General features: G+C 71.1%; 17 protein-coding genes. 6 read left to right on the forward strand and 11 right to left on the reverse strand.

What is annotated here, in order from left to right; translation table 11 throughout:
* Nucleotides 1–120: 120 nt before the first annotated feature.
* Nucleotides 121–1,485: a UDP-glucose dehydrogenase family protein gene (locus ACFY0K_RS17885; RefSeq protein WP_390640639.1), complete on the forward strand. Its 1,365-nt coding sequence runs from the start codon at nt 121–123 to the stop codon at nt 1,483–1,485.
* A gap of 18 nt (nt 1,486–1,503) precedes the next feature.
* Here ACFY0K_RS17885 and ACFY0K_RS17890 read toward each other — a convergent pair whose 3' ends face one another.
* The 4 genes from ACFY0K_RS17890 to ACFY0K_RS17905 form a co-directional block, all read right to left on the reverse strand.
* Entirely contained in the window at nt 1,504–2,226 is a 723-nt protein-coding gene (locus ACFY0K_RS17890) for a Mut7-C RNAse domain-containing protein (RefSeq protein ID WP_390640640.1), read from the reverse strand.
* A 33-nt stretch (nt 2,227–2,259) separates the two neighbouring features.
* Nucleotides 2,260–2,874 carry a TetR/AcrR family transcriptional regulator gene (locus ACFY0K_RS17895; RefSeq protein ID WP_390640641.1) on the reverse strand — a complete coding sequence of 205 codons (615 nt, stop codon included), beginning with the start codon at nt 2,872–2,874 and terminating at the stop codon, nt 2,260–2,262.
* A gap of 5 nt (nt 2,875–2,879) precedes the next feature.
* Nucleotides 2,880–4,448 (reverse strand): DHA2 family efflux MFS transporter permease subunit, encoded by a 1,569-nt coding sequence (locus ACFY0K_RS17900; protein WP_390640642.1) that lies wholly within the window; start codon nt 4,446–4,448, stop codon nt 2,880–2,882.
* 128 nt (nt 4,449–4,576) lie between these two features.
* A complete protein-coding gene (locus ACFY0K_RS17905; protein WP_351959471.1) occupies nt 4,577–5,293 on the reverse strand; it encodes a hemolysin III family protein in 717 nt (238 codons plus the stop codon).
* 363 nt (nt 5,294–5,656) lie between these two features.
* Here ACFY0K_RS17905 and ACFY0K_RS17910 point away from each other — a divergent pair, with 363 nt between their 5' ends.
* Entirely contained in the window at nt 5,657–7,480 is a 1,824-nt protein-coding gene (locus tag ACFY0K_RS17910; RefSeq protein ID WP_390640643.1) for a phosphoenolpyruvate carboxykinase (GTP), read from the forward strand.
* 350 nt (nt 7,481–7,830) lie between these two features.
* Entirely contained in the window at nt 7,831–9,801 is a 1,971-nt protein-coding gene (locus ACFY0K_RS17915; RefSeq protein ID WP_390640644.1) for a calcium-binding protein, read from the forward strand.
* Between the two features lie 45 nt (nt 9,802–9,846).
* On the opposite strand, the gene ACFY0K_RS17920 is transcribed toward ACFY0K_RS17915, so the two are convergent.
* The 7 genes from ACFY0K_RS17920 to ACFY0K_RS17950 form a co-directional block, all read right to left on the reverse strand.
* The gene (locus ACFY0K_RS17920; protein WP_390640645.1) at nt 9,847–10,449 is read right to left on the reverse strand and encodes a hypothetical protein; all 603 of its coding nucleotides are present in this window, start codon (nt 10,447–10,449) and stop codon (nt 9,847–9,849) included.
* The gene (locus ACFY0K_RS17925) at nt 10,436–11,965 is read right to left on the reverse strand and encodes a substrate-binding domain-containing protein (protein ID WP_390640646.1); all 1,530 of its coding nucleotides are present in this window, start codon (nt 11,963–11,965) and stop codon (nt 10,436–10,438) included. Before ACFY0K_RS17925 ends, ACFY0K_RS17920 begins: the two co-directional genes overlap by 14 nt.
* Nucleotides 11,962–13,104: a toxic anion resistance protein gene (locus ACFY0K_RS17930; protein WP_390640958.1), complete on the reverse strand. Its 1,143-nt coding sequence runs from the start codon at nt 13,102–13,104 to the stop codon at nt 11,962–11,964. The genes ACFY0K_RS17925 and ACFY0K_RS17930 overlap by 4 nt, the downstream gene beginning before the upstream one ends.
* Before the next feature lie 93 nt (nt 13,105–13,197).
* Complete coding sequence (locus ACFY0K_RS17935) at nt 13,198–14,286, reverse strand: hypothetical protein (protein WP_390640647.1); 1,089 nt, start codon at nt 14,284–14,286, stop codon at nt 13,198–13,200.
* Nucleotides 14,287–14,395: 109 nt separating this feature from the next.
* Nucleotides 14,396–14,980, reverse strand: a complete 585-nt coding sequence (locus ACFY0K_RS17940) for a Uma2 family endonuclease (RefSeq protein WP_390640959.1) — start codon at nt 14,978–14,980, stop codon at nt 14,396–14,398.
* Nucleotides 14,981–15,065: 85 nt separating this feature from the next.
* The gene (locus ACFY0K_RS17945; RefSeq protein ID WP_390640648.1) at nt 15,066–15,473 is read right to left on the reverse strand and encodes a hypothetical protein; all 408 of its coding nucleotides are present in this window, start codon (nt 15,471–15,473) and stop codon (nt 15,066–15,068) included.
* Between the two features lie 93 nt (nt 15,474–15,566).
* The gene (locus ACFY0K_RS17950) at nt 15,567–16,778 is read right to left on the reverse strand and encodes a pyridoxal phosphate-dependent aminotransferase (protein ID WP_390640649.1); all 1,212 of its coding nucleotides are present in this window, start codon (nt 16,776–16,778) and stop codon (nt 15,567–15,569) included.
* 160 nt (nt 16,779–16,938) lie between these two features.
* On the opposite strand from ACFY0K_RS17950, the gene ACFY0K_RS17955 reads away from it, so the two are divergent.
* The 3 genes from ACFY0K_RS17955 to ACFY0K_RS17965 all read left to right on the forward strand — a co-directional run bounded on the left by ACFY0K_RS17955 (nt 16,939) and on the right by ACFY0K_RS17965 (nt 18,802).
* Nucleotides 16,939–17,580: a hypothetical protein gene (locus tag ACFY0K_RS17955; RefSeq protein WP_390640650.1), complete on the forward strand. Its 642-nt coding sequence runs from the start codon at nt 16,939–16,941 to the stop codon at nt 17,578–17,580.
* A gap of 85 nt (nt 17,581–17,665) precedes the next feature.
* Nucleotides 17,666–17,863 carry a hypothetical protein gene (locus ACFY0K_RS17960; protein ID WP_390640651.1) on the forward strand — a complete coding sequence of 66 codons (198 nt, stop codon included), beginning with the start codon at nt 17,666–17,668 and terminating at the stop codon, nt 17,861–17,863.
* Between the two features lie 105 nt (nt 17,864–17,968).
* Complete coding sequence (locus ACFY0K_RS17965) at nt 17,969–18,802, forward strand: trypsin-like peptidase domain-containing protein (protein WP_390640652.1); 834 nt, start codon at nt 17,969–17,971, stop codon at nt 18,800–18,802.
* Nucleotides 18,803–18,840 lie beyond the last annotated feature (38 nt).

Below are 18,840 nucleotides of genomic sequence, written 5' to 3' on the forward strand. Positions count from 1 at the left end.
CCGGCCCGCACCCGGGCCCCACGCGACCGCGGCTCGCTCTCCGCTCCTCTCCTTCACCCACCGCACCCACGCGCGTCCTCGGCATGCGCGCTTCCAGCCCGGAATCCCCTCGGAGGCATCATGGACATTCTTCCCGCCGCCATCCACGGCACCGAATCCGCCGTCGGCGCTCCCCGTCTCACGGTCATCGGCACCGGGTACCTGGGCGCCACGCACGCCGTGTGCATGGCGGCGCTCGGCTACGAGGTGCTCGGCGTCGACGTCGACCCCGGCAAGATCGAGCTGCTGAGAGCCGGGCAGGTGCCGTTCTTCGAGCCAGGACTGCCCGAACTCCTGGTCAAGGCACAGGAGTCAGGCAGGCTGCACTTCACGACCAGCCTCGCGGAGGCCGCCGAGTTCGGCGACATCCACTTCGTCTGCGTGGGCACCCCGCAGCAGCCCGGCTCCTACGCCGCCGACCTGCGCTACGTCGAAGGCGCGGTGACCGAACTGGCCCGGCACCTGAACCGCCGGGCCCTGGTGGTCGGGAAGTCGACGGTACCGGTGGGCACCGCGGCCCGCCTCGCGGAGCTGGTCCGCGCCACCGCACCGGCCGGGGACGCCGTGGAGCTGGCCTGGAACCCGGAGTTCCTGCGGGAGGGCTTCGCGGTCGAGGACACCCTGCACCCCGACCGGCTGGTGTTCGGCACCGAGTCCGCGTGGGCGGAGCAGCAGCTGCGCGCCGCATTCGCGCCGGTCATCGCCCAGGGCACCCCGGTGGTGGTCGCCGACCTGCCGACCGCCGAACTGGTCAAGGTCGCCGCCAACTCCTTCCTCGCCACGAAGATCTCGTACATCAACGCCATGGCGGAGGTCTGCGAGGCCACCGGCGCCGACGTGCACCGGCTGGCGGAGGCGCTGGCCTACGACGACCGGATCGGCGGCCGGTTCCTGAAGCCCGGTCTCGGCTTCGGCGGCGGCTGCCTGCCCAAGGACATCAGGGCGTTCATCCACCGTGCCGAGGAACTGGACGTCGCCCAGGCGGTCGCCTTCCTGCGCGAGGTGGACGCGATCAACCAGCGCCGCCGGGCCCGCACCGTCGACCTGGTCCGCGAGCTGGTCGGCGGCGATCTCGCGGGGACGAAGGTGGCCGCGCTCGGGGCGGCCTTCAAGCCCAACTCCGACGACATCCGCGACGCCCCGGCGCTGGACGTCGCCGCCACCCTGCACCGGGCCGGCGCCCGGGTGACGGTCTACGACCCGGTGGCGATGGACAACGCCCGCCGCGTCCACCCCGAGCTGGACTACGGGACCGACGCGCTGCAGGCCGCCACGGGCGCCGACGTCGTGGTCCTGCTCACCGAGTGGACGCAGTTCCGGGAGATCGACCCGGCGGCCATGGGAGCGGTGGTGAACCGGCGCCGGGTCGTGGACGGCCGGCACGCCCTCGACCCGGCCCAGTGGCGCGCGGCCGGCTGGGAGTACCGGGCGCTGGGCCGCAACTGACCCCGGACCGACACCGGTTCAGGCGAACTCGGCGAGGGCGCGCGCCACGATGGCCTCCAGCTGCTGGTGGTGTGCGCCCTTCCAGTACGCGCGGCCGCACTCGGCGCACTGCGCGAAGACGTCGTACGACTTCTGCGTCCCGCCCTTCAGCTGGTCCGCCACCTCGTCCTTCGTGGCCTCCTTCAGCAGGCCGTTGCAGGCGGTGCAGCGGGTCCAGGGGCGCAGGTCGGGGGCGAACCGGTCGAGGACGTCACGGAGCTGGTCGTCGGGGCCGGTGCTGTAGACGTAACCGCCCGCCCAGAGTTCACGGCGGCGCAGCAGGCCCCGGTCGCGGCTGAGCAGCACGCGCTTCTCGGCCGCCGAGCGGGCGGCGAGGGCCGGGTCGCCGATGTCCGTCGACTCGTAGGCCGCGTCCACGCCGAGCAGGCGCAGCCGGCGGGCGAGGGTGCCGAGGTGGACGTCGAGGAGGAAGCGGAGCGGGGCGCCGGGGACGTGCTGGGGGCGGGCGACCGGGCGTACGGACACCCGCTCGCCGTGCGCCGGGATGTGGGCCACGGGGACCTCGCGGCCGTCCACCACCAGGGTGCCGACCTCGGTCAGGGGGACGCCCAGGGACTCGATGACGTGGCCGAGGGTCGAGACGCCGTCGACGGTGAGGGGGTGGACGCCGACGCGGCGGGCGTGCGGGACGAACAGGGCCAGCTCGGGGGCGACTTCGACCTGGATCTCGGAAGCGTTCACCTGGTCAGGATGGCACGGGCGGCGGCCGTGACCTCAGTGGTTTTCCGGGGGCAGGCCGTACTCGATGACGTCCAGGGCGCGGTCGACGAGGGCCTCGAAGTCGCCCTCGTGCGCGTTCTCCGCCCAGTACATCGAGACCTCCATCAGCCCGCCGACGAAGGACATCGCGTAGACCCGGACCTCCAGGCTGTCGGGGTCGCGGCCGGTGCGCTCCCCGATGGCCTGGCAGAGCAGGCGCCCGGTGGACGACATGCTCTCCATCATCCGGGAGCGCACCGAGGGGACCTCGACCATCAGCCGGGTGCGCAGCCGTGAGACCACCGGATCGTCCTTGACGCCCAGCCGGATCGCCCGGTGCATCACATGGCGGAGGGACGTCGGCCACGGCTCGTCGGCGGGCCGTGACCGGAGCTCCTCCATGATCAACAGGTCGTACTCGTCCGTGAGGACGATGTCCTCCTTGGTCGGGAAGTACCGGAAGACCGTCGACGGCGACACCTCGGCGCGGTCGGCGATCTGCTCGATCGTCGTGGCGTCCCAGCCCTGCTCTTCGACCAGCGCGTACGTGGCCGCGCGGATGGCCTCGCGGGTCTTGATCTTCTTCCGTTCGCGGAGGCCGGGCTGGGGGGAGGTGTGCGGAGCCGTCATGCCGGTCATTGTCCGGCATCGGCGGTGGCGGGGGCCACGGCCGGGGGCTCGTCTCCTTCGGTACGGCGCTCGGCGGGGGTGTTGGGCAGCAGCGCGGCGGCCAGCAGGGCGGTGGCGAGGGCGGCGATGCCGCACACCAGCAGGACCAGGCCCATGCCGTGGACGTAGGAGGCGTTCGCGGAGGCGACGAGGTGGGCGGAGCCGGTCTTCCCGGCGACCAGGTGGGCGGCGACCACCGACTCGCCCGCGGTGTGGCCGAGCGGGGCGGGCAGGCCGGTGACGTCGAGGCGGTCGCGGAAGGTACCGGCCAGCAGGCTGCCGAGCAGGGCGATGCCGATCGCGCCGCCGACCTGGCGTGTGGTCATCAGCAGTCCGGAGCCGCTGCCGGCCCGGTCCGCGGGCAGGGCGCCGAGGGCGCCGTCCATCGAGGGGACCACCGAGAAGCCGAAGCCGAGGCCCGCGACGGACAGCCACAGTGCGGTGAAGCCGTAGCCGTCGCCGACCGAGGTGCGGCTGCCGAGCAGGGCGGCGAAGGCGAGCACGACCAGTCCGGCGGCGACCACGGCGCGGGCGCCGAAGCGGGCGACGACCGGCTGGGCGGCGCGTGCCGCGATGAGCAGGCCGCCCATCATGGGCAGCAGGCGCAGGCCGGTGCCGAAGGCGTCGTTGCCGAGGACCGCCTGGAGGTACTGCGGCAGCACGAACAGCAGGCCGGACAGCACGAACATCACGAGCGTCGCGGCGAGGGTGTTGAGCAGGAAGCCGCGGTGGGTGAGGAGCTCCATGTCGAGCATCGGCCGGTCCGCCCGGCTTTCGCGCAGCACCAGCGCCGCGCCGAGGACGACGGCGACCGCGAACAGGGCAAGGACCAGCCGGTCGCCCCAGCCGCGGGCGGGGGCCTCGATGATCGCGTAGACCAGGGCGCCGAGGCCGGTCGCGGTGAGCGTGGTGGACAGGACGTCGACCTTGGGGGAGGCGGGGTCGCGGGTCTCGGGGAGCAGGAAGACGCAGGCGGCGACGCCGATGGCGGCCATCGGCACGTTGATCAGGAAGACCGAGCCCCACCAGAAGTGGTTGAGCAGGAAGCCGCCGATGATCGGGCCGAGCGGCAGGCCGAGCGCCGAGGCGGCCGACACGATGCCGACGGCCCGGGTGCGCTCGGCGGGCCCGAACAGCGAGGGCAGCACGGACATCGCGAGCGGCATCACCAGCGCGGCGCCGACGCCCATCGCGGCGCGGGCGGCGATCACCCAGTTCACGTCGCCGGCCAGCGAGCCCATCACCGACCCGGCCAGGAAGACCAGGAGGCCCACGACCAGCATCCGGCGGCGGCCGAAGCGGTCGCCGAGGAGTCCGGCGGGGAGCATCAGGGACGCGAAGACGATGACGTACGCGTCCGCCATCCACTGCTGCTGGCTGGTGGTGGCGCCGAGCTCCCCGGCCATCGTCGGGAGAGCGACGTTGAGGATCGTCGTGTCGAAGCCGAGCACCAGCATGCTCGCGACCAGGGCACCGAGGGCCCACCACCGGCGGGGGTTCTGGTGCGTCTCTTCGAGATGAGTGACAGTAGCCATGAAATGAGAGTAGCTCTCAAAATCTAGTTGCTGTCAATGGCAAGTCGGTGTCGTAATGTGTGGGCGGGCATGAAAAAAGCGGCCACGGCTCGTGAAGCCGTGGCCGCTTCGAGGAGCGGCGGTGGGGGCTACGCGTGCTGGTAGGCCACCAGGGAGATGCCGACGTAGTGCACGACGAACGCGGCCAGCGTGAAGGAGTGGAACACCTCGTGGAAGCCGAAGTACCGCGGTGACGGGTTCGGGCGCTTGATGCCGTAGATCACGCCGCCCGCGCTGTAGAGCAGGCCGCCGACGATCACCAGGACCAGGACCGCGATGCCGCCGGTGCGCATGAAGTCGGGCAGGTAGAAGACCGCCGCCCAGCCCATCGCTATGTAGCACGGCGTGTACAGCCAGCGCGGGGCGCCGACCCAGAAGACCCGGAAGGCGATGCCGGCGGCCGCCGCGGCCCAGATGCCCCACAGCAGCCACTGGCCCTTGGCCGCGGGCAGGAGCAGCAGGGTCAGCGGGGTGTAGGTGCCCGCGATGATCAGGAAGATGTTGGCGTGGTCGAGTCTGCGCAGCACGCCGTCCATGCGCGGGCTCCAGTTGCCCCGGTGGTACAGCGCGCTCACGCCGAACAGCAGGCACGCCGTCAGGGCGAAGATCCCGCAGGCGATACGGCCGCGCGCCGAGTCGGCGAGGGCGGTGAGGACGAGGCCCGCTACGAGCACGGCCGGGAACATGCCCAGGTGCAGCCAGCCGCGCAGTTTGGGCTTGACCTGTTGCGACAGGGAGGAGAGCGCAGCGGGACCGCGGCCGGCGGCCGGCGGTTCCGATGGCGCGTCGGGGACGGACGCAGTCATGAGGGGCATCGTACCTACGGAACCGTAAGTTACGGATCAGTCCCGCTCCATGACCGGCTGATAGTGGCCATCGTCTCACGGAGTCCCGGTTGCGCTCGCGTCGGCTCATATCGGTGAGCAAAAAGACCTTGAGGCGAACTCAATGTGGACGCAAAGAAACGCAGGTGGACCCAGAAACCGTGGCCTTCCTCACGTCGCTCATCTGTGACTCCCTCTGGACAGATGGGAGATCGAGTCGGAGGATCAAATGAGTGCGGTCGGCACCGGATGAGCGGCTACGAAGCATCCGGGTCGCAGCCCCCACGGGGCGACAAGGCCTGAAACACGGCCACAAGATCAAAAATCCCTCATTTAGGAGCAATCGTGGCGCGCGACATCGCGGCTCCCACCGTCATCCCCACCAAACATCAGGAACTGGTCTCGTGGGTCAACGAGATCGCCGAACTGACGCAGCCGGACAGCGTGGTCTGGTGTGACGGATCCGAGGCCGAGTACGAGCGACTGTGCGAGGAGCTCGTGGCGAAGGGCACCTTCAAGAAGCTCGACCCGATCAAGCGCCCCCACTCCTACTACGCGGCCTCCGACCCGACCGACGTCGCCCGGGTCGAGGACCGCACGTTCATCTGCTCCGAGCGCGAGCAGGACGCAGGCCCGACCAACCACTGGAAGGCCCCCGCGGAGATGCGGGAGATCTTCTCCGGCGAGAACGGCCTGTTCCGCGGCTCGATGAAGGGCCGGACGATGTACGTCGTCCCGTTCTGCATGGGCCCCCTCGGCTCGCCGCTGTCCGCCCTCGGCGTGGAGATCACGGACTCGGCGTACGTCGCCGTCTCGATGCGCACGATGACGCGCATGGGCCAGGCCGTCCTCGACGAGCTCGGCGAGGACGGATTCTTCGTCAAGGCCGTCCACACCCTCGGCGCGCCCCTCGCGGAGGGCGAGGCCGACGTCCCCTGGCCGTGCAACCAGACCAAGTACATCTCGCACTTCCCCGAGTCGCGCGAGATCTGGTCCTACGGTTCCGGCTACGGCGGCAACGCCCTGCTCGGCAAGAAGTGCTACGCCCTGCGCATCGCCTCCGTCATGGCGCGCGACGAGGGCTGGCTCGCCGAGCACATGCTGATCCTCAAACTCACGCCCCCGCAGGGCGAGTCGAAGTACGTCGCCGCGGCCTTCCCGAGCGCCTGCGGCAAGACGAACCTCGCCATGCTGGAGCCCACCGTCTCCGGCTGGACCGTCGAGACGATCGGCGACGACATCGCCTGGATGCGGTTCGGCGAGGACGGCCGCCTCTACGCGATCAACCCCGAGGCCGGCTTCTTCGGCGTCGCGCCCGGCACCGGTGAGCACACCAACGCCAACGCGATGAAGACGCTGTGGGGCAACGCGGTCTTCACCAACGTCGCGCTCACGGACGACGACGACGTCTGGTGGGAGGGCATGACGGAGGAGCTCCCGGCCCACCTCACGGACTGGAAGGGCAACGAGTGGACGCCGGGCTCCGAGACCCCGGCCGCCCACCCCAACGCCCGCTTCACCGTCCCCGCCGCCCAGTGCCCGATCATCGCGCCGGAGTGGGAGGACCCCAAGGGCGTGCCGATCTCGGCGATCCTCTTCGGCGGCCGCCGAGCCACCGCCGTCCCGCTGGTGACCGAGTCCTTCGACTGGAACCACGGCGTCTTCCTCGGCGCCAACGTGGCCTCCGAGAAGACCGCCGCCGCCGAGGGCAAGGTCGGCGAGCTGCGCCGCGACCCGTTCGCGATGCTGCCGTTCTGCGGCTACAACATGGGCGACTACATGGCCCACTGGATCGACGTGGCCAAGGACAAGGACCAGGCCAAGCTGCCGAAGATCTACTACGTCAACTGGTTCCGCAAGAACGACGCGGGCAAGTTCGTCTGGCCCGGTTTCGGCGAGAACTCCCGCGTCCTGAAGTGGATCGTGGAGCGGCTGGACGGCAAGGCGGAGGGCGTGGAGACGCCGATCGGCGTGCTGCCGACCCGGGACGCTCTCGACACCGACGGGCTCGACCTCGACGACAGCGACCTCGACTTCCTGCTGACCGTCGACAAGGAGGTCTGGCGGGAGGAGGCGGCGCTCGTCCCCGACCACCTCAACACCTTCGGTGAGCACACGCCGAAGGAGCTGTGGGCCGAGTACCGGGCGCTGGTGGAGCGGCTGGGATAACTCCGGACAACTCCCCTCCGAAAGACTCCGCGGCCGGTTTGGATGTGCCCTGACCAGCGATCGTCACGACCGGCCGCGGTGTGAAACGGCGAGGCCGCGCACAACGGCGTGCGCGGCTCCTGGGCCTGTCGCCACCTGCTCCCGTCCGCCCCGACGGGCGTCCGGCGGCGACAGGCCCTCGCCTGTGCGGGCCTCACCCGCGCGGGTGGATTCCCTGCGGCCGGTGAGCGCAACACGGCTCGTGGCGAGCCGACGTGTGGGCCCGCGTCGGAACGCTGTCGCCCATGCTCACACCTCACGTTCGATCGTTCACACCTCGTGTTCGATCACTCACGGTCCGAGCCGGAACCGTGGCGGCCACCCTCCTGGCGCTCGTCCTGGCCCTGCCCGGCACCGCGGTCGCCGCCCCCGGCGACCTGGACCCCGCCTTCGCCGGCGACGGCACGGTCCTCACCGACTTCGGCGGCAACGACTCCGCCGCCGACGTGGCGGTGCAGTCCGACGGCAGGATCGTCTCCGTCGGCACCTCCTTCGACAGCTCCGGGGCCGAGAGCGACTTCGCGCTGACCCGGCACAACGCCGACGGCTCCCTCGACCCCACCTTCGGCGGCGACGGCAGGGTGACGACCGCCGTCAACAACCTGCCGTCGAACGAGGGCCTCCAGTGGAGCGAGGCGCACGCCGTGGCCCTGCAGCCCGACGACGGCAACATCGTGGTGGCGGGCAGCAGCTGGCGAGGCCCCGAGAACTGCTGCTGGTTCACGCTGGTCCGGTACAAGGCGAGCGACGGCTCGCTGGACACGAGTTTCGGCAACGGCGACGGCCGGGTCTTCACCGACTTCGGCGTTCCCGAGGAGGCCACGGACGTGGTGGCGCTGCCCGGCGGCAAGATCGTCGCCGCGGGCTATGTGGGCGGCCAGGCCGCGGTGGCCCGCTACAACGCCGACGGCTCCCTGGACCCCACCTTCGGCGGCGACGGCAAGGTGACCACCGCTCTGGGCGGGTCCCTCGAGGAGGGCGGCGACCTGCGCGCCCTGGCCGTACAGCCCGACGGCAAGATCGTGGTCGCGGGCGAGGTCGGGACGACCCGCTTCGACTTCGTGCTCGTCCGCTACAACACCGACGGCAGCCTCGACACCGGGTTCGGCTCCGGCGGCATCCAGCGCACCGACTTCGGTGACTACGACTCGGCGGAGGCGCTGGCGGTCCAGCCCGACGGCAGGATCGTCGCGGCCGGTTCGAGCGGCGGCCGGGCCGCACTGGCCCGCTACAACACCAACGGCACGCTGGACCCGAGCTTCGACGGCAACGGCCTGGTCGTCACCCCCGGCGGCGGCGCCGAGGACATGAAGCTGCAGAGCGACGGGCGGATCGTCGTCTCCGGCAGCGGGCCGGGCGGCTTCAACGTGCTGCGCTACAACACCGACGGCAGCCTGGACAGCGGCTTCGGCAGCGGCGGCCGGGTGGCCACGAGCTTCGGCGGCAGCGACGCCGCCCACGGCGTGGCCCTCCAGTCCGACGGCCGGATCGTCGCCGCCGGGCAGGGCGGACCGGACAACGACTTCGCGCTCGCCCGCTACCTGGGCGGCGGAGGCAGCACACCCCCGCCGCCCAGCGCGGACCTCTCCGTCACCAAGACGGGCCCGTCCACCGTCACCATCGGCGACCGGGCCACGTACACCGTCCGCGTGACCAACGCGACCGCCTCGACCGCGGCCGCCACCGGCGTCACGCTGACCGACACCCTTTCCGGAGCGGGCGCGACCCCGATCTCGGCCACGCCCTCCCAGGGCGGCTGCACCACCACCGCGACCGCCGCCACCTGCGCCCTCGGCACCCTCGCGCCGGGCGCGAGCGCCACGGTCACGGTCGTCGCCGAACCCCGCACCACCGGCACGCTCACGAACACGGCCACGGTCACGGCCACCCAGACCGACCCGGCGTCGGGCAACAACACCGCCACCGCGACCGGCACCGTCAACAACTCCCGGGGCTGCACGATCATCGGCACCAGCGGGGCCGACACCCTCAACGGCACGGTCGGCAACGACGTGATCTGCGGCCTGGGCGGCAACGACACCCTCAACGGCAACGGCGGCACCGACACCGTCTACGGCGACTACGGCAACGACAACATCGACGGCGGCCCCGGCAACGACACGCTGTACGGCGGCCCGGGCAACGACACGGTGAACGGGTCCGCCGGCAACGACCGGGTGATCACCACCGACGGTGTGTCCGGCAACGACACGGCCAACGGCGGCCTCGGCTTCGACACCTGTACCACCGACCCGGGGGACAGCCGCATCAGCTGCCCCTGAGCACCCGCTCCGGCCCGGCCCCTCGCGCGCACGCGGGGGGCCGGTTCAGTTGTTCCGGTCCTCCAGGTACCGCGTGTGCGTCTCCTGGCGCCTGGCCTCCGTGTCCCGCAGCCCGGCCGCCAACTGGCCTGCCTCTTCCTTGAGTACGGCCAGCTGGCGTTCCAGGTGGCGTTCCGGAGGTTCCTGGCCGGGGGTCAGGCGGGTCCACCACCGGGTACGGACGAAGCTGTCCACCGCCTCCGGGATGTCCTGCCGGACCGTCCGGGAGAGCACGTGGACGCCCTCCGGGTCCTGGGCCAGGAGTTCGGCGGCCCAGCCGGGGTCCAGCAACGCTGTCAGCAGGTCGGTCAGTTCGGCGAGCCGGGCCTCCGTCGAGGCGGGCAGGCCGACCTCCGCCAGATAGGTCTCCAGCTTGCGGAAGTCGGCCCGCACCTCCTCCAGCTGGGCGGAGGGCGTCGGGAATTCCGGCAGCGCGGGGCGTTCCGGCGGGGCGATCAGCGCGCCCGCGCCGTACAGGCCGGCCACCACGACCGGCCAGTACGTGCCGGCCACTCCCGTGAAGGTCAGGACCAGGCCGACGAGACCGGCCCCGCTGCCCGTGAGGTTCTTACGGGATTCGAGGTAGGCGAGAGCCTTACTGGTAGCCACGGATCTCCTCGAAGGCGCCGTCCAGAGAGCCCTGCCGGCCGTCGAAGAGACGGCCTCCGGTCAGGTCGGCGATGTGCTGGAGCTCGGTGCGGGAGGAGTCGCCGAAGAGGATGGGGAAGACCGGGATCTGCTGCCGGTCGGCGGAGAGCTTGTTGTAGAAGTCGTCGAAGTCACCGGCCTTGGCGCCCGTGGTGTTCTCGCCGTCGGTCATCAGCACGATCGACGTGAAGGTGTCCGCGGAGGGGTTCAGCCTGCCGTACGCCTTCTCCAGGGAGGTGTAGATCGCCGTGTTGCCGTCGGCGTGCAGGGCGTCGGTGTCCTCGCGGATCGCGGTGAGATCGGCCTTGCCGTCGACCACGTGGGTGCTGACGCTCTTCACCTCCGAGCCGAACGGCATCAGGGTGACCTCCTCGCGGTTGCGGAAGTCGCTGGTCAGGCCGGTGAGGGCCGCCTTCAGGCGGGAGAGGCGGCCGCCTGCCATCGAGCCCGAGGTGTCCAGGACGTAGACCGTGCGGGAGGGCCGGCGCAGGTCGTTCTCGTAGGCCGAGACCAGCCCGTCGGCCACCGACCGGCTGCCGGGGAAGGGGAGTTCGCGGCGGCGGGTGGTGTCCAGGCCGGCGGCCGGGGCGACGGAGGCCACGACCGGGCGGCGGTGGGTGGTGTCCGTGATCAGTTTCTGCACGGCCGTGGTGCGCAGGTCCTCCGTGACCCGGCGGACGTCCTCGCGGGTGGCGGAGGAGGTCGAGGCCAGGGAGGAGAACGGGTAGTCGGCGGTGACCACGCCGTCCTTCGGGCGGATCACGGTGAGACCGGGGATGCCCTGCAGCACGGACTCGTAGTTGAGCAGGGCGTCGACGGTGCCGCGCCGCCGGTAGGCCGAGGCCAGCCAGCCGGAGGAGCCCGAGGTCAGGGTCTGGCCCTTGAAGAACTTCTTCAGCCGCGGGGTCGCCTTGGTGACGTCGTCGTCCGTGAGCGCCGACTGGGCGCCGGAGAGCGCGGAGGCCACCGAGACCAGCGTGGCGAAACCGGAGTTGGAGCGGGCCGGGTCCGTCATGCCGTACGTCAGCCGGCCGGCTTCCACGGCCTGCTCGACCTGCGACCAGGTGACGTCGGCCGGCTTCCAGCCCAGCGCCTGAACGGTGCTCGTCTTCACGCCGATCGCGACCGGGCTGGACATGACCGACGTCTCGGAGACGACCTTCTTCGCCGCCTCGGGGCGCAGCCGCAGATAGTCGTCGGAGGACAGCCAGAGCGCGTCGTACCTGCCGTCCGTCTGCCCCTTCGCCAGCAGGTCGATGGCGTCCAGGGTGCCCATGTAGGTGGGCCGGACGGTGACCCCGGTGTCCTTGCGCACCCGGTCGAAGACGGCCGTCATGTCGCTGAGCTCGGAGGAGGCGAGGACCCGCAGGGTGCCGGGCTTCGGGGCCGTGGAGTCGTCGCCGTGGTCCTCGGTGGTGCAGCCGGTCAGGACGACGGCCGCCGCCGCGAGGAGGGCGAGGAGCGGGCGTCTGCTCATCCGAGGCCGCCCTCCAGCGCGCTCTTCGAGCGGCTGCGCTCCAGGTAGGCACTGGCCTGGTGGAGTTCGTCGGTGAGGGACTGCACGGTGGTCGCCATCGCCTCGGTCGCCTGCACCTTGTAGGTGTCGATGGCGTCGAGGGTCCGGTAGATCTGCTGGAACGCGGCCCGCAGTGTCTCGGCGCCCACCGCAGGGTCGGCGGCGATCCGCTGGATCTCCCCGCTCTGGGTCGCGAGCATCTCGGCGTTGCCCCGGATGAGGTCCTCGGTCGTCCCGCGCAACGCGTTGACCTGCTCGATCACCTTCTTCTGGTGGTCGAGCGCGGAGGCCAGCATCACCGAGATCCGCAGCGCGGAGACGGTGGTGGTGGCGGCGCGCTCGACTCCCTTGATCAGCTCGTCGTTGTTGCGCCGTACGACGTCCATCGCGAGGTAGCCCTGCGCGGACACCGCGAGCTGGGTGAGCAGGTCCTGGTGCTTCTGCCGGACCGGGAAGAGCACGTCCGCCCGTACCGCGTCGGCCTCCTGGGGGTCCGGGATCCGGGCGAGGTGCTGCTCGACGGCGGTGTCCAGGGCCTGGGTGAGGACGACGTACTCCTGGAGCTTGCCCATGGTCTCCCAGAGCCGCACCCGCTCCGTCTGCAACGCCGCGTTGTCCCGGCGCAGTTCGTCCTGGCCGCCGCGCAGCGAGCCCACGATCCTGTTCAACGTCCCCTGCGCGGAGGCGTACTTGGCGACGTGGTCGCGGAGCTGGTTGCCGCCGGGCAGCCGGGACAGGAACTTGCGGCCCTTGCTCGCGGGCAGGTCGCGCGGGTCCAGGTCCTCGACGACCCGGCGGAGCTCGACCAGCGAGCCGGCCACCTTGGCCTGGGCGTCACCCCCCTTGTCGGGCAGGCTGCGCACGGCGCGCTCCAGCATGCGGTTGGACTGCGAGGCGGCGGTGCGCATCTCGCCGGCGCCGAGGCCGGTGATCTCGCCGACCTTGCTCGCGAACTCCGGCGACCGGGCGTCCAGGGCCGCGAGGTCCCGGACGTAGTCGGAGGCCTTGCGCGCCATGTCCGTACGGACGTCGTCGTCTACGGGCACCAGCCCGCCCGCCTTCTCCCGCGGCACGGGCGACACCGCCTCCGGCGGGGTCAGCGTGAAGACGTCGTCGCCGCTGAGCGTGGGCGGGTGCGCCGACTCGCCGCCGCTCGGCCTCGTCTTGTCGAAGTTGCTCACAGGATCCCCCCGTCAGCCGCGCGCCCGGCGGGCCATCTCGTGCAGCACCGCGGAGGTGGGCACGGGCGCCTGCCGGACGCCGGTCAGTGTCTGGTTGAGGTAGGCGGCGCGGCCGGCGGTGGCCTTGACGAACTCGGCGGAGTCGCCCTGGGGCCGGAAGCCGTGCCTGACGGCGAGCCTGCGCAGGGCCGGGTCGGTGCTGAGGAGTTCGCCGAGCTGCCGGCCCGCGTCGTCGAGCGGCACGATGGTGTGGTCGCTGTTGACCGTGGTGTCCGGGTAGAGGACGACGAGGTCGCTGTCGGCGCCCTGCTGTCCGCCCCGGTCGCCGAGGAGCGACACGACCTGCGACTCGTACAGGCACACCAGCGGGTTGCCGGCGCCGCTGATGAAGTCCCTGAACACCGAGTCGCTGCTGGGCTGTTGCGCCCCCTGCACGCTGACCAGCTTGCGCAGCAGCGGCGCGGTTGCCGCGACGTCCGCATCGCTCGCCACCACCCTCCCCCCGTTGGCGACATAGGAGGCGGCGGCGAGATAGAGCGCGCCGGAGTTGGAGGTCTCCGGATCGGTGCTGGTGATGTACAGCGTCCCGGTCAGCTCCCCGTGCGCCGTGGCCCCCTTGAGCTGCTGCCAGGTCCGGTCGTGCCGGGCGGCGTCCAGGTAGGCGGCCATCTTCAGGGTCCCCTTGCCCTTGCCGTCGAGCACGGCGAGCCCGTTGGCGGCCAGCACCTCGGCCGCGCTGCGGTGGGCGACCACCACGAGGGGCGAGTAGAAGGGGCGGGGGAGCGGCTGGCGGGCGTGGTACTTCGCGGCCAGCGTGTCGGCGGGTGCCGAGCTGGACGGGAAGGCGAAGTCGTAGCCCTTCAGGTCCAGATCCTCCATGGCCCAGGACCCGGACGCCTCCGTCTGTACGGTGTAGCCCTTGGCGGCGAGGGCCTTCACCACATCGGGATCGGCGAAGAAGTCCGACTTCTCCGAACCGATCACACCACGCACGGTCTTCGTTGCCGTGCCCTTGTCATCCCCTTGCCGGCCTGCGACGACGGCAGCCACCACGCCCCCGATCAGCAGCACCGCGAGGACGATTCCCGCGATACGTCTCACGAGGTGGAGAGTGCTCCCGGAATCCCTCGGTCCTGGGTGGAACGGGTGAACGAGGGGTGAAGGGGGCGCCCCGGAACGAAACCGGAGCACCGAAGTCCGCCGGGCGCCGTCAGGCGGGGTCGTTCCCGGCCTTGCCGTATCGGCGGAAGGCGGAGGTCTCCACCTGCCAGGGGCCGAAGGGCACCAGGTCGCCGTAGATGTACGGGTCCATGCGCCGGTAGCGGTTCCCGCACGGCTCGGAGTGGACCTCGATCGTGCCCTTCCGGGGGTCGACGATCATGTAGTGGGCGATACCCATGGCCGGGTATTCGCTGATCTCTTCGACGTAGCCGTTGTCCGGGTTGGACGGTGACACGATCTCGACGATTGCCAGCACGTGGGAGGCGTCCACGGCGATCCCCTCCTCGTCGAGTACGTCCTCGGGGATCACGACGGCGTCGGGGCGGCGCATGCGGCCGAGGGCCGGGTGCTCGACCTCGGGGCCGGGGATGCAGCCGTAGCCCGGGTGAGTGGTGAGGAGCTGCTGGTCCAATTGCTTGCAGATGCGGCGGACGGTGCCCTCATGCCGTTTCGACGGGCACATCATCGCCAGTGGCGGGCCGGACGGTCCGATCTCGACGCTCCAGGTCCCTTCGAGCTGCTCCGCGTAGGCCCCGAGTTGTTCGGCGATCGCGCGCATCTTCGGGTAGTCCATGCCCATGACCTCAGCGTACTGAGATATGGCAACCCGGTCCGCGCGTCGCTGCGGGAGCGCGCGGACCGGGGCCGTTCGGGGGTGGTCAGCCGGCTGTGGTGAGTTCCGTGGCCGCTGCGTGGGCGTCCATGCGTTCCGCCGCGAGGATCGCCGCCGCGGTGTCCGCGCGGGACGCCGCGACCAGCAGGGCGCGACCGGCGACAGCGTGCGCGCGCTCGTGCAGCGCGGCCGGTTCCCGGCCCGCCGTCAGCGGTGCGCGGACCGGCGTACGACCGCCCCGCAGCCGGGTCACCTGCTCGGCCAGCCGGGTCGCGGCGGCGTCGAGGTCGGTGGACGGCGTGAGGGCGCGCAGTTCGTCGGTGACGGCGAGGAGTGCCGAGAGGTGCCCCGCGAGCTGGATGTCCAGCTCCTCCTCGCGCGTCCGGTGGGGGAAGTCGGAAGGGGGGCCGGCCATCGTGCTGTGGACCGACTTGGTGCGGATCGGTTCGTACATGGGAGATGGCCTCCTGTGCTCTGTCAGGAAGCCATCCTAGCTTAGATTCAGTCTAAAGTTGACCCGGTTCACGGACAGTGGTCCGGCGACCGCTCACGGCTGGCCGTAGCCGTCCAGGAACCGCCCGATCCGGGTGATCGCATCCCGCAGGTCCCCGACCGTCGGCAGGGTCACCACCCGGAAGTGGTCCGGCTCCGGCCAGTTGAAGCCGGTGCCCTGGACGACCATGATCTTCTCCCGGCGCAGCAGGTCGAGGACCATCTGCCGGTCGTCCTTGATCTTGAAGACCTGAGGGTCGAGGCGCGGGAAGAGGTACAGCGCGCCCTTGGGGCGCACGCAGCTCACGCCCGGGATCTGGGTGAGCAGCTCGTAGGCGAGGTCCAGCTGTTCCTTCAGCCGCCCGCCCGGCAGGACGAGGTCGTTGATCGTCTGGCGTCCGCTGAGCGCGGCCACGACCCCGTGCTGACCGGGCATGTTCGCGCACAGCCGCATGTTCGCGAGGATCGTCAGGCCCTCGATGTAGGAGTCGGCGTGCGCCCGGGGCCCGGAGACGGACATCCAGCCGACCCGGTAGCCGGCCACCCGGTACGCCTTCGACATGCCGTTGAAGGTGAGCGTGAGCAGATCCGGGGCGACGGCGGCGGTCGGCGTGTGCGTGGCGCCGTCGTAGAGGATCTTGTCGTAGATCTCGTCCGAGCAGACGAGGAGGTTGTGGCGGCGGGCGATGTCGGTGAGCCCGCGCAGCATCGCCTCGTCGTACACCGCGCCCGTCGGGTTGTTCGGGTTGATGATGACGATCGCCTTGGTGCGGTCGGTGACCTTGCGCTCGACGTCGGCGAGGTCGGGCATCCAGTCCGACTGCTCGTCGCAGCGGTAGTGCACGGCCGTACCGCCGGAGAGGGAGACCGCCGCGGTCCACAGCGGGTAGTCCGGCGCCGGTACGAGGACCTCGTCCCCGTCGTCGAGCAGCCCCTGCATGGCCATGACGATCAGCTCGGAGACGCCGTTGCCGATGAAGACGTGCTCGACGTCGGTCTCGATGCCGATGGTCTGGTTGTGCATGACGACCGCGCGCCGGGCGGCCAGCAGACCCTTCGCGTCGCCGTAGCCGTGTGCCGAGGAGACGTTGCGGAGGATGTCCTCCAGGATCTCCGGCGGGCACTCGAAGCCGAAGGCGGCCGGGTTGCCGGTGTTGAGCTTGAGGATGCGGTGCCCCGCCGCCTCGAGCCGCATCGCCTCCTCGAGAACCGGACCCCGGATCTCGTAACAGACGTTGGCGAGCTTGGTCGACTGGATCACCTGCATGTCCGTGAGCTTACGGGGCGGTAACGCCGGTCGGGTCGTGTTTTCCGCCACGTGAGACACGTGTGGGTGACAGGCGGGGGTGGGGCGCGGCCCCGGCGTTTTGGCCTGTTATCGCCGGTAGCTGTCTCAAAGGGCCCTGCTCTCCCTAGAATCCGCGTCCATGCCGAGACCTGCCGACGACGAGACCGGGGCGCCCAGCATCTACCGACCCGAGGGCGGACCGGCCCCCGTGTACGAGGAGTACCGGGATCCGGCCTCCGCGCACGGCTGGCTCAACGCCTACGACGAGACGCGCGAGCTGCCCCGGATCGCGCCTGCGGCGCCGGCACCAGGGCCGGGCCGGGCGGAGCGGCGGCGGGCGGCCCGTGGCGTGGGCGGCCTGCGTGCGAAGCACGTGGCGGTCGCCGTGGGTGCGGTGGGCGCCGCGTCCGTGGCCGCGCTGGTCGCCGGCTTCGCCTTCTCCCCGTCGTCCGGCGGCGGCCAGGTGGAGCAGGAGCGCGTGAAGCACGCGGTGGGCGAGTCGTCGGCGCCGGCGCAGGTGCCGGGAGAGAACTCGAGCAGTGCGTCCGTCGCGCCCTCGGTGAAGTCGGCCGCGCCGGTCGTGGAGTCGCCGTCGGCCCGCTCCACGTCTCCGGCCGGGACACCGGTGCCGGCATCGGAGGGTCACTCGGCGAGTACCGCCCCGACGCGCAGCGCGAGCGCGTCACCTTCGCCGACCGCCACCACCACGTCCCCGGCGGCGAGCCCCACGTACGGGGGGCACGGCTGGGGGCACGGGCGAGGCGGCGGCAGGGGCCGTTAGCGGCGAGGCCGCGGGCGGGGCGGTGCGCGCGGCCCCAAGTGGCCGCGGAAATACATGGTTCGACCCCCTGGACGAAGGGGGCCGCATGGGGTTCTTGCTGCTCAACGACGAGCCCGTGACCGGCCCCGAGGCCGATCTGCTCGGTGCCGGGCAGGCCGCCCGGCGTATGGCCGCGCTGCTGCACGACTGCCGCGAACTCGGCGCGCGCATCACCTCCGGGTCCTCGGTCCTCTTCGAGCACATCGACGCCGCCTGTGCGGAAATCCGCCAACGCCGTTCCTGAAACAGCTCCTTGCCCGTGCGGCCCTCTGCGATGAGAATGTGCATGACAAAGAAGCGGGTGGCCGGAAGATCTCCGGTCACCTCGTCGTATAGAGGGGACCCCCACATGAACAAGCCTCTCGTCGCCGCGCTCGCCTCCCTGGCCATCACCGGGATCGGCGCGGCCCCGGCGGTCGCCGTGCCGCAGACGGCGAAGGCCGCCGCGGTGACCGTCAACTTCGCGGGCACCGTCTCGCTCAGCAACTGCTCCGGCTCGGTCATCCGCTTCCCGAACTCCGCGGACAGCGACCCGGCACTGGTCCTCACCAACGGACACTGCCTGGAAACCGGCTTCCCGGAGCCCGACGAGGTCATCACCGGCCAGTCCTCCAGCCGTACCTTCGGCCTGCTGAACTCCTCCGGCAGCAAGGTCGCCACGCTCCGCGCCAACCAGGTCGTCTACTCGACGATGACCGACACCGACATCACGATCTACCGCACCACCACGACGTACGCGGCGATCAAGAGCTCCTACGGCATCAGCCCGCTCACCGTCAGCGCCAGTCACCCGGTCGCCGGCACCGCCATCAAGGTCGTCTCCGGCTACTGGAAGACGATCTACAGCTGCAACGTCGACGGGTTCGTGTACCGGCTGAAGGAGGGCGACTGGACCTGGAAGGACTCGGTCCGCTACACCTCCGCGTGCAACACGATCGGGGGGACGTCGGGGTCGCCGGTGATCGACACCACGACGGGCCAGGTCGTCGCCGTCAACAACACGGGCAACGAGGACGGGGAGCGGTGCACCGTCGACAACCCGTGCGAGGTGGACCAGAACGGGAACGTGACGGTTCGGCAGGGGATCAACTACGCCGAGGAGACGTACATCATCCCGGCGTGCTTCACGACGGGGAACGTGCTGAACCTCGGTGCGAGTGGTTGCACCCTGCCCAAGCCGTAGGGGGTGGCGGGCGCCGTTGCCGGGTGCGGCGCCGTCGG

This window comes from Streptomyces sp. NPDC001507 (genome assembly GCF_042894765.1).
Classification (GTDB): domain Bacteria; phylum Actinomycetota; class Actinomycetes; order Streptomycetales; family Streptomycetaceae; genus Streptomyces.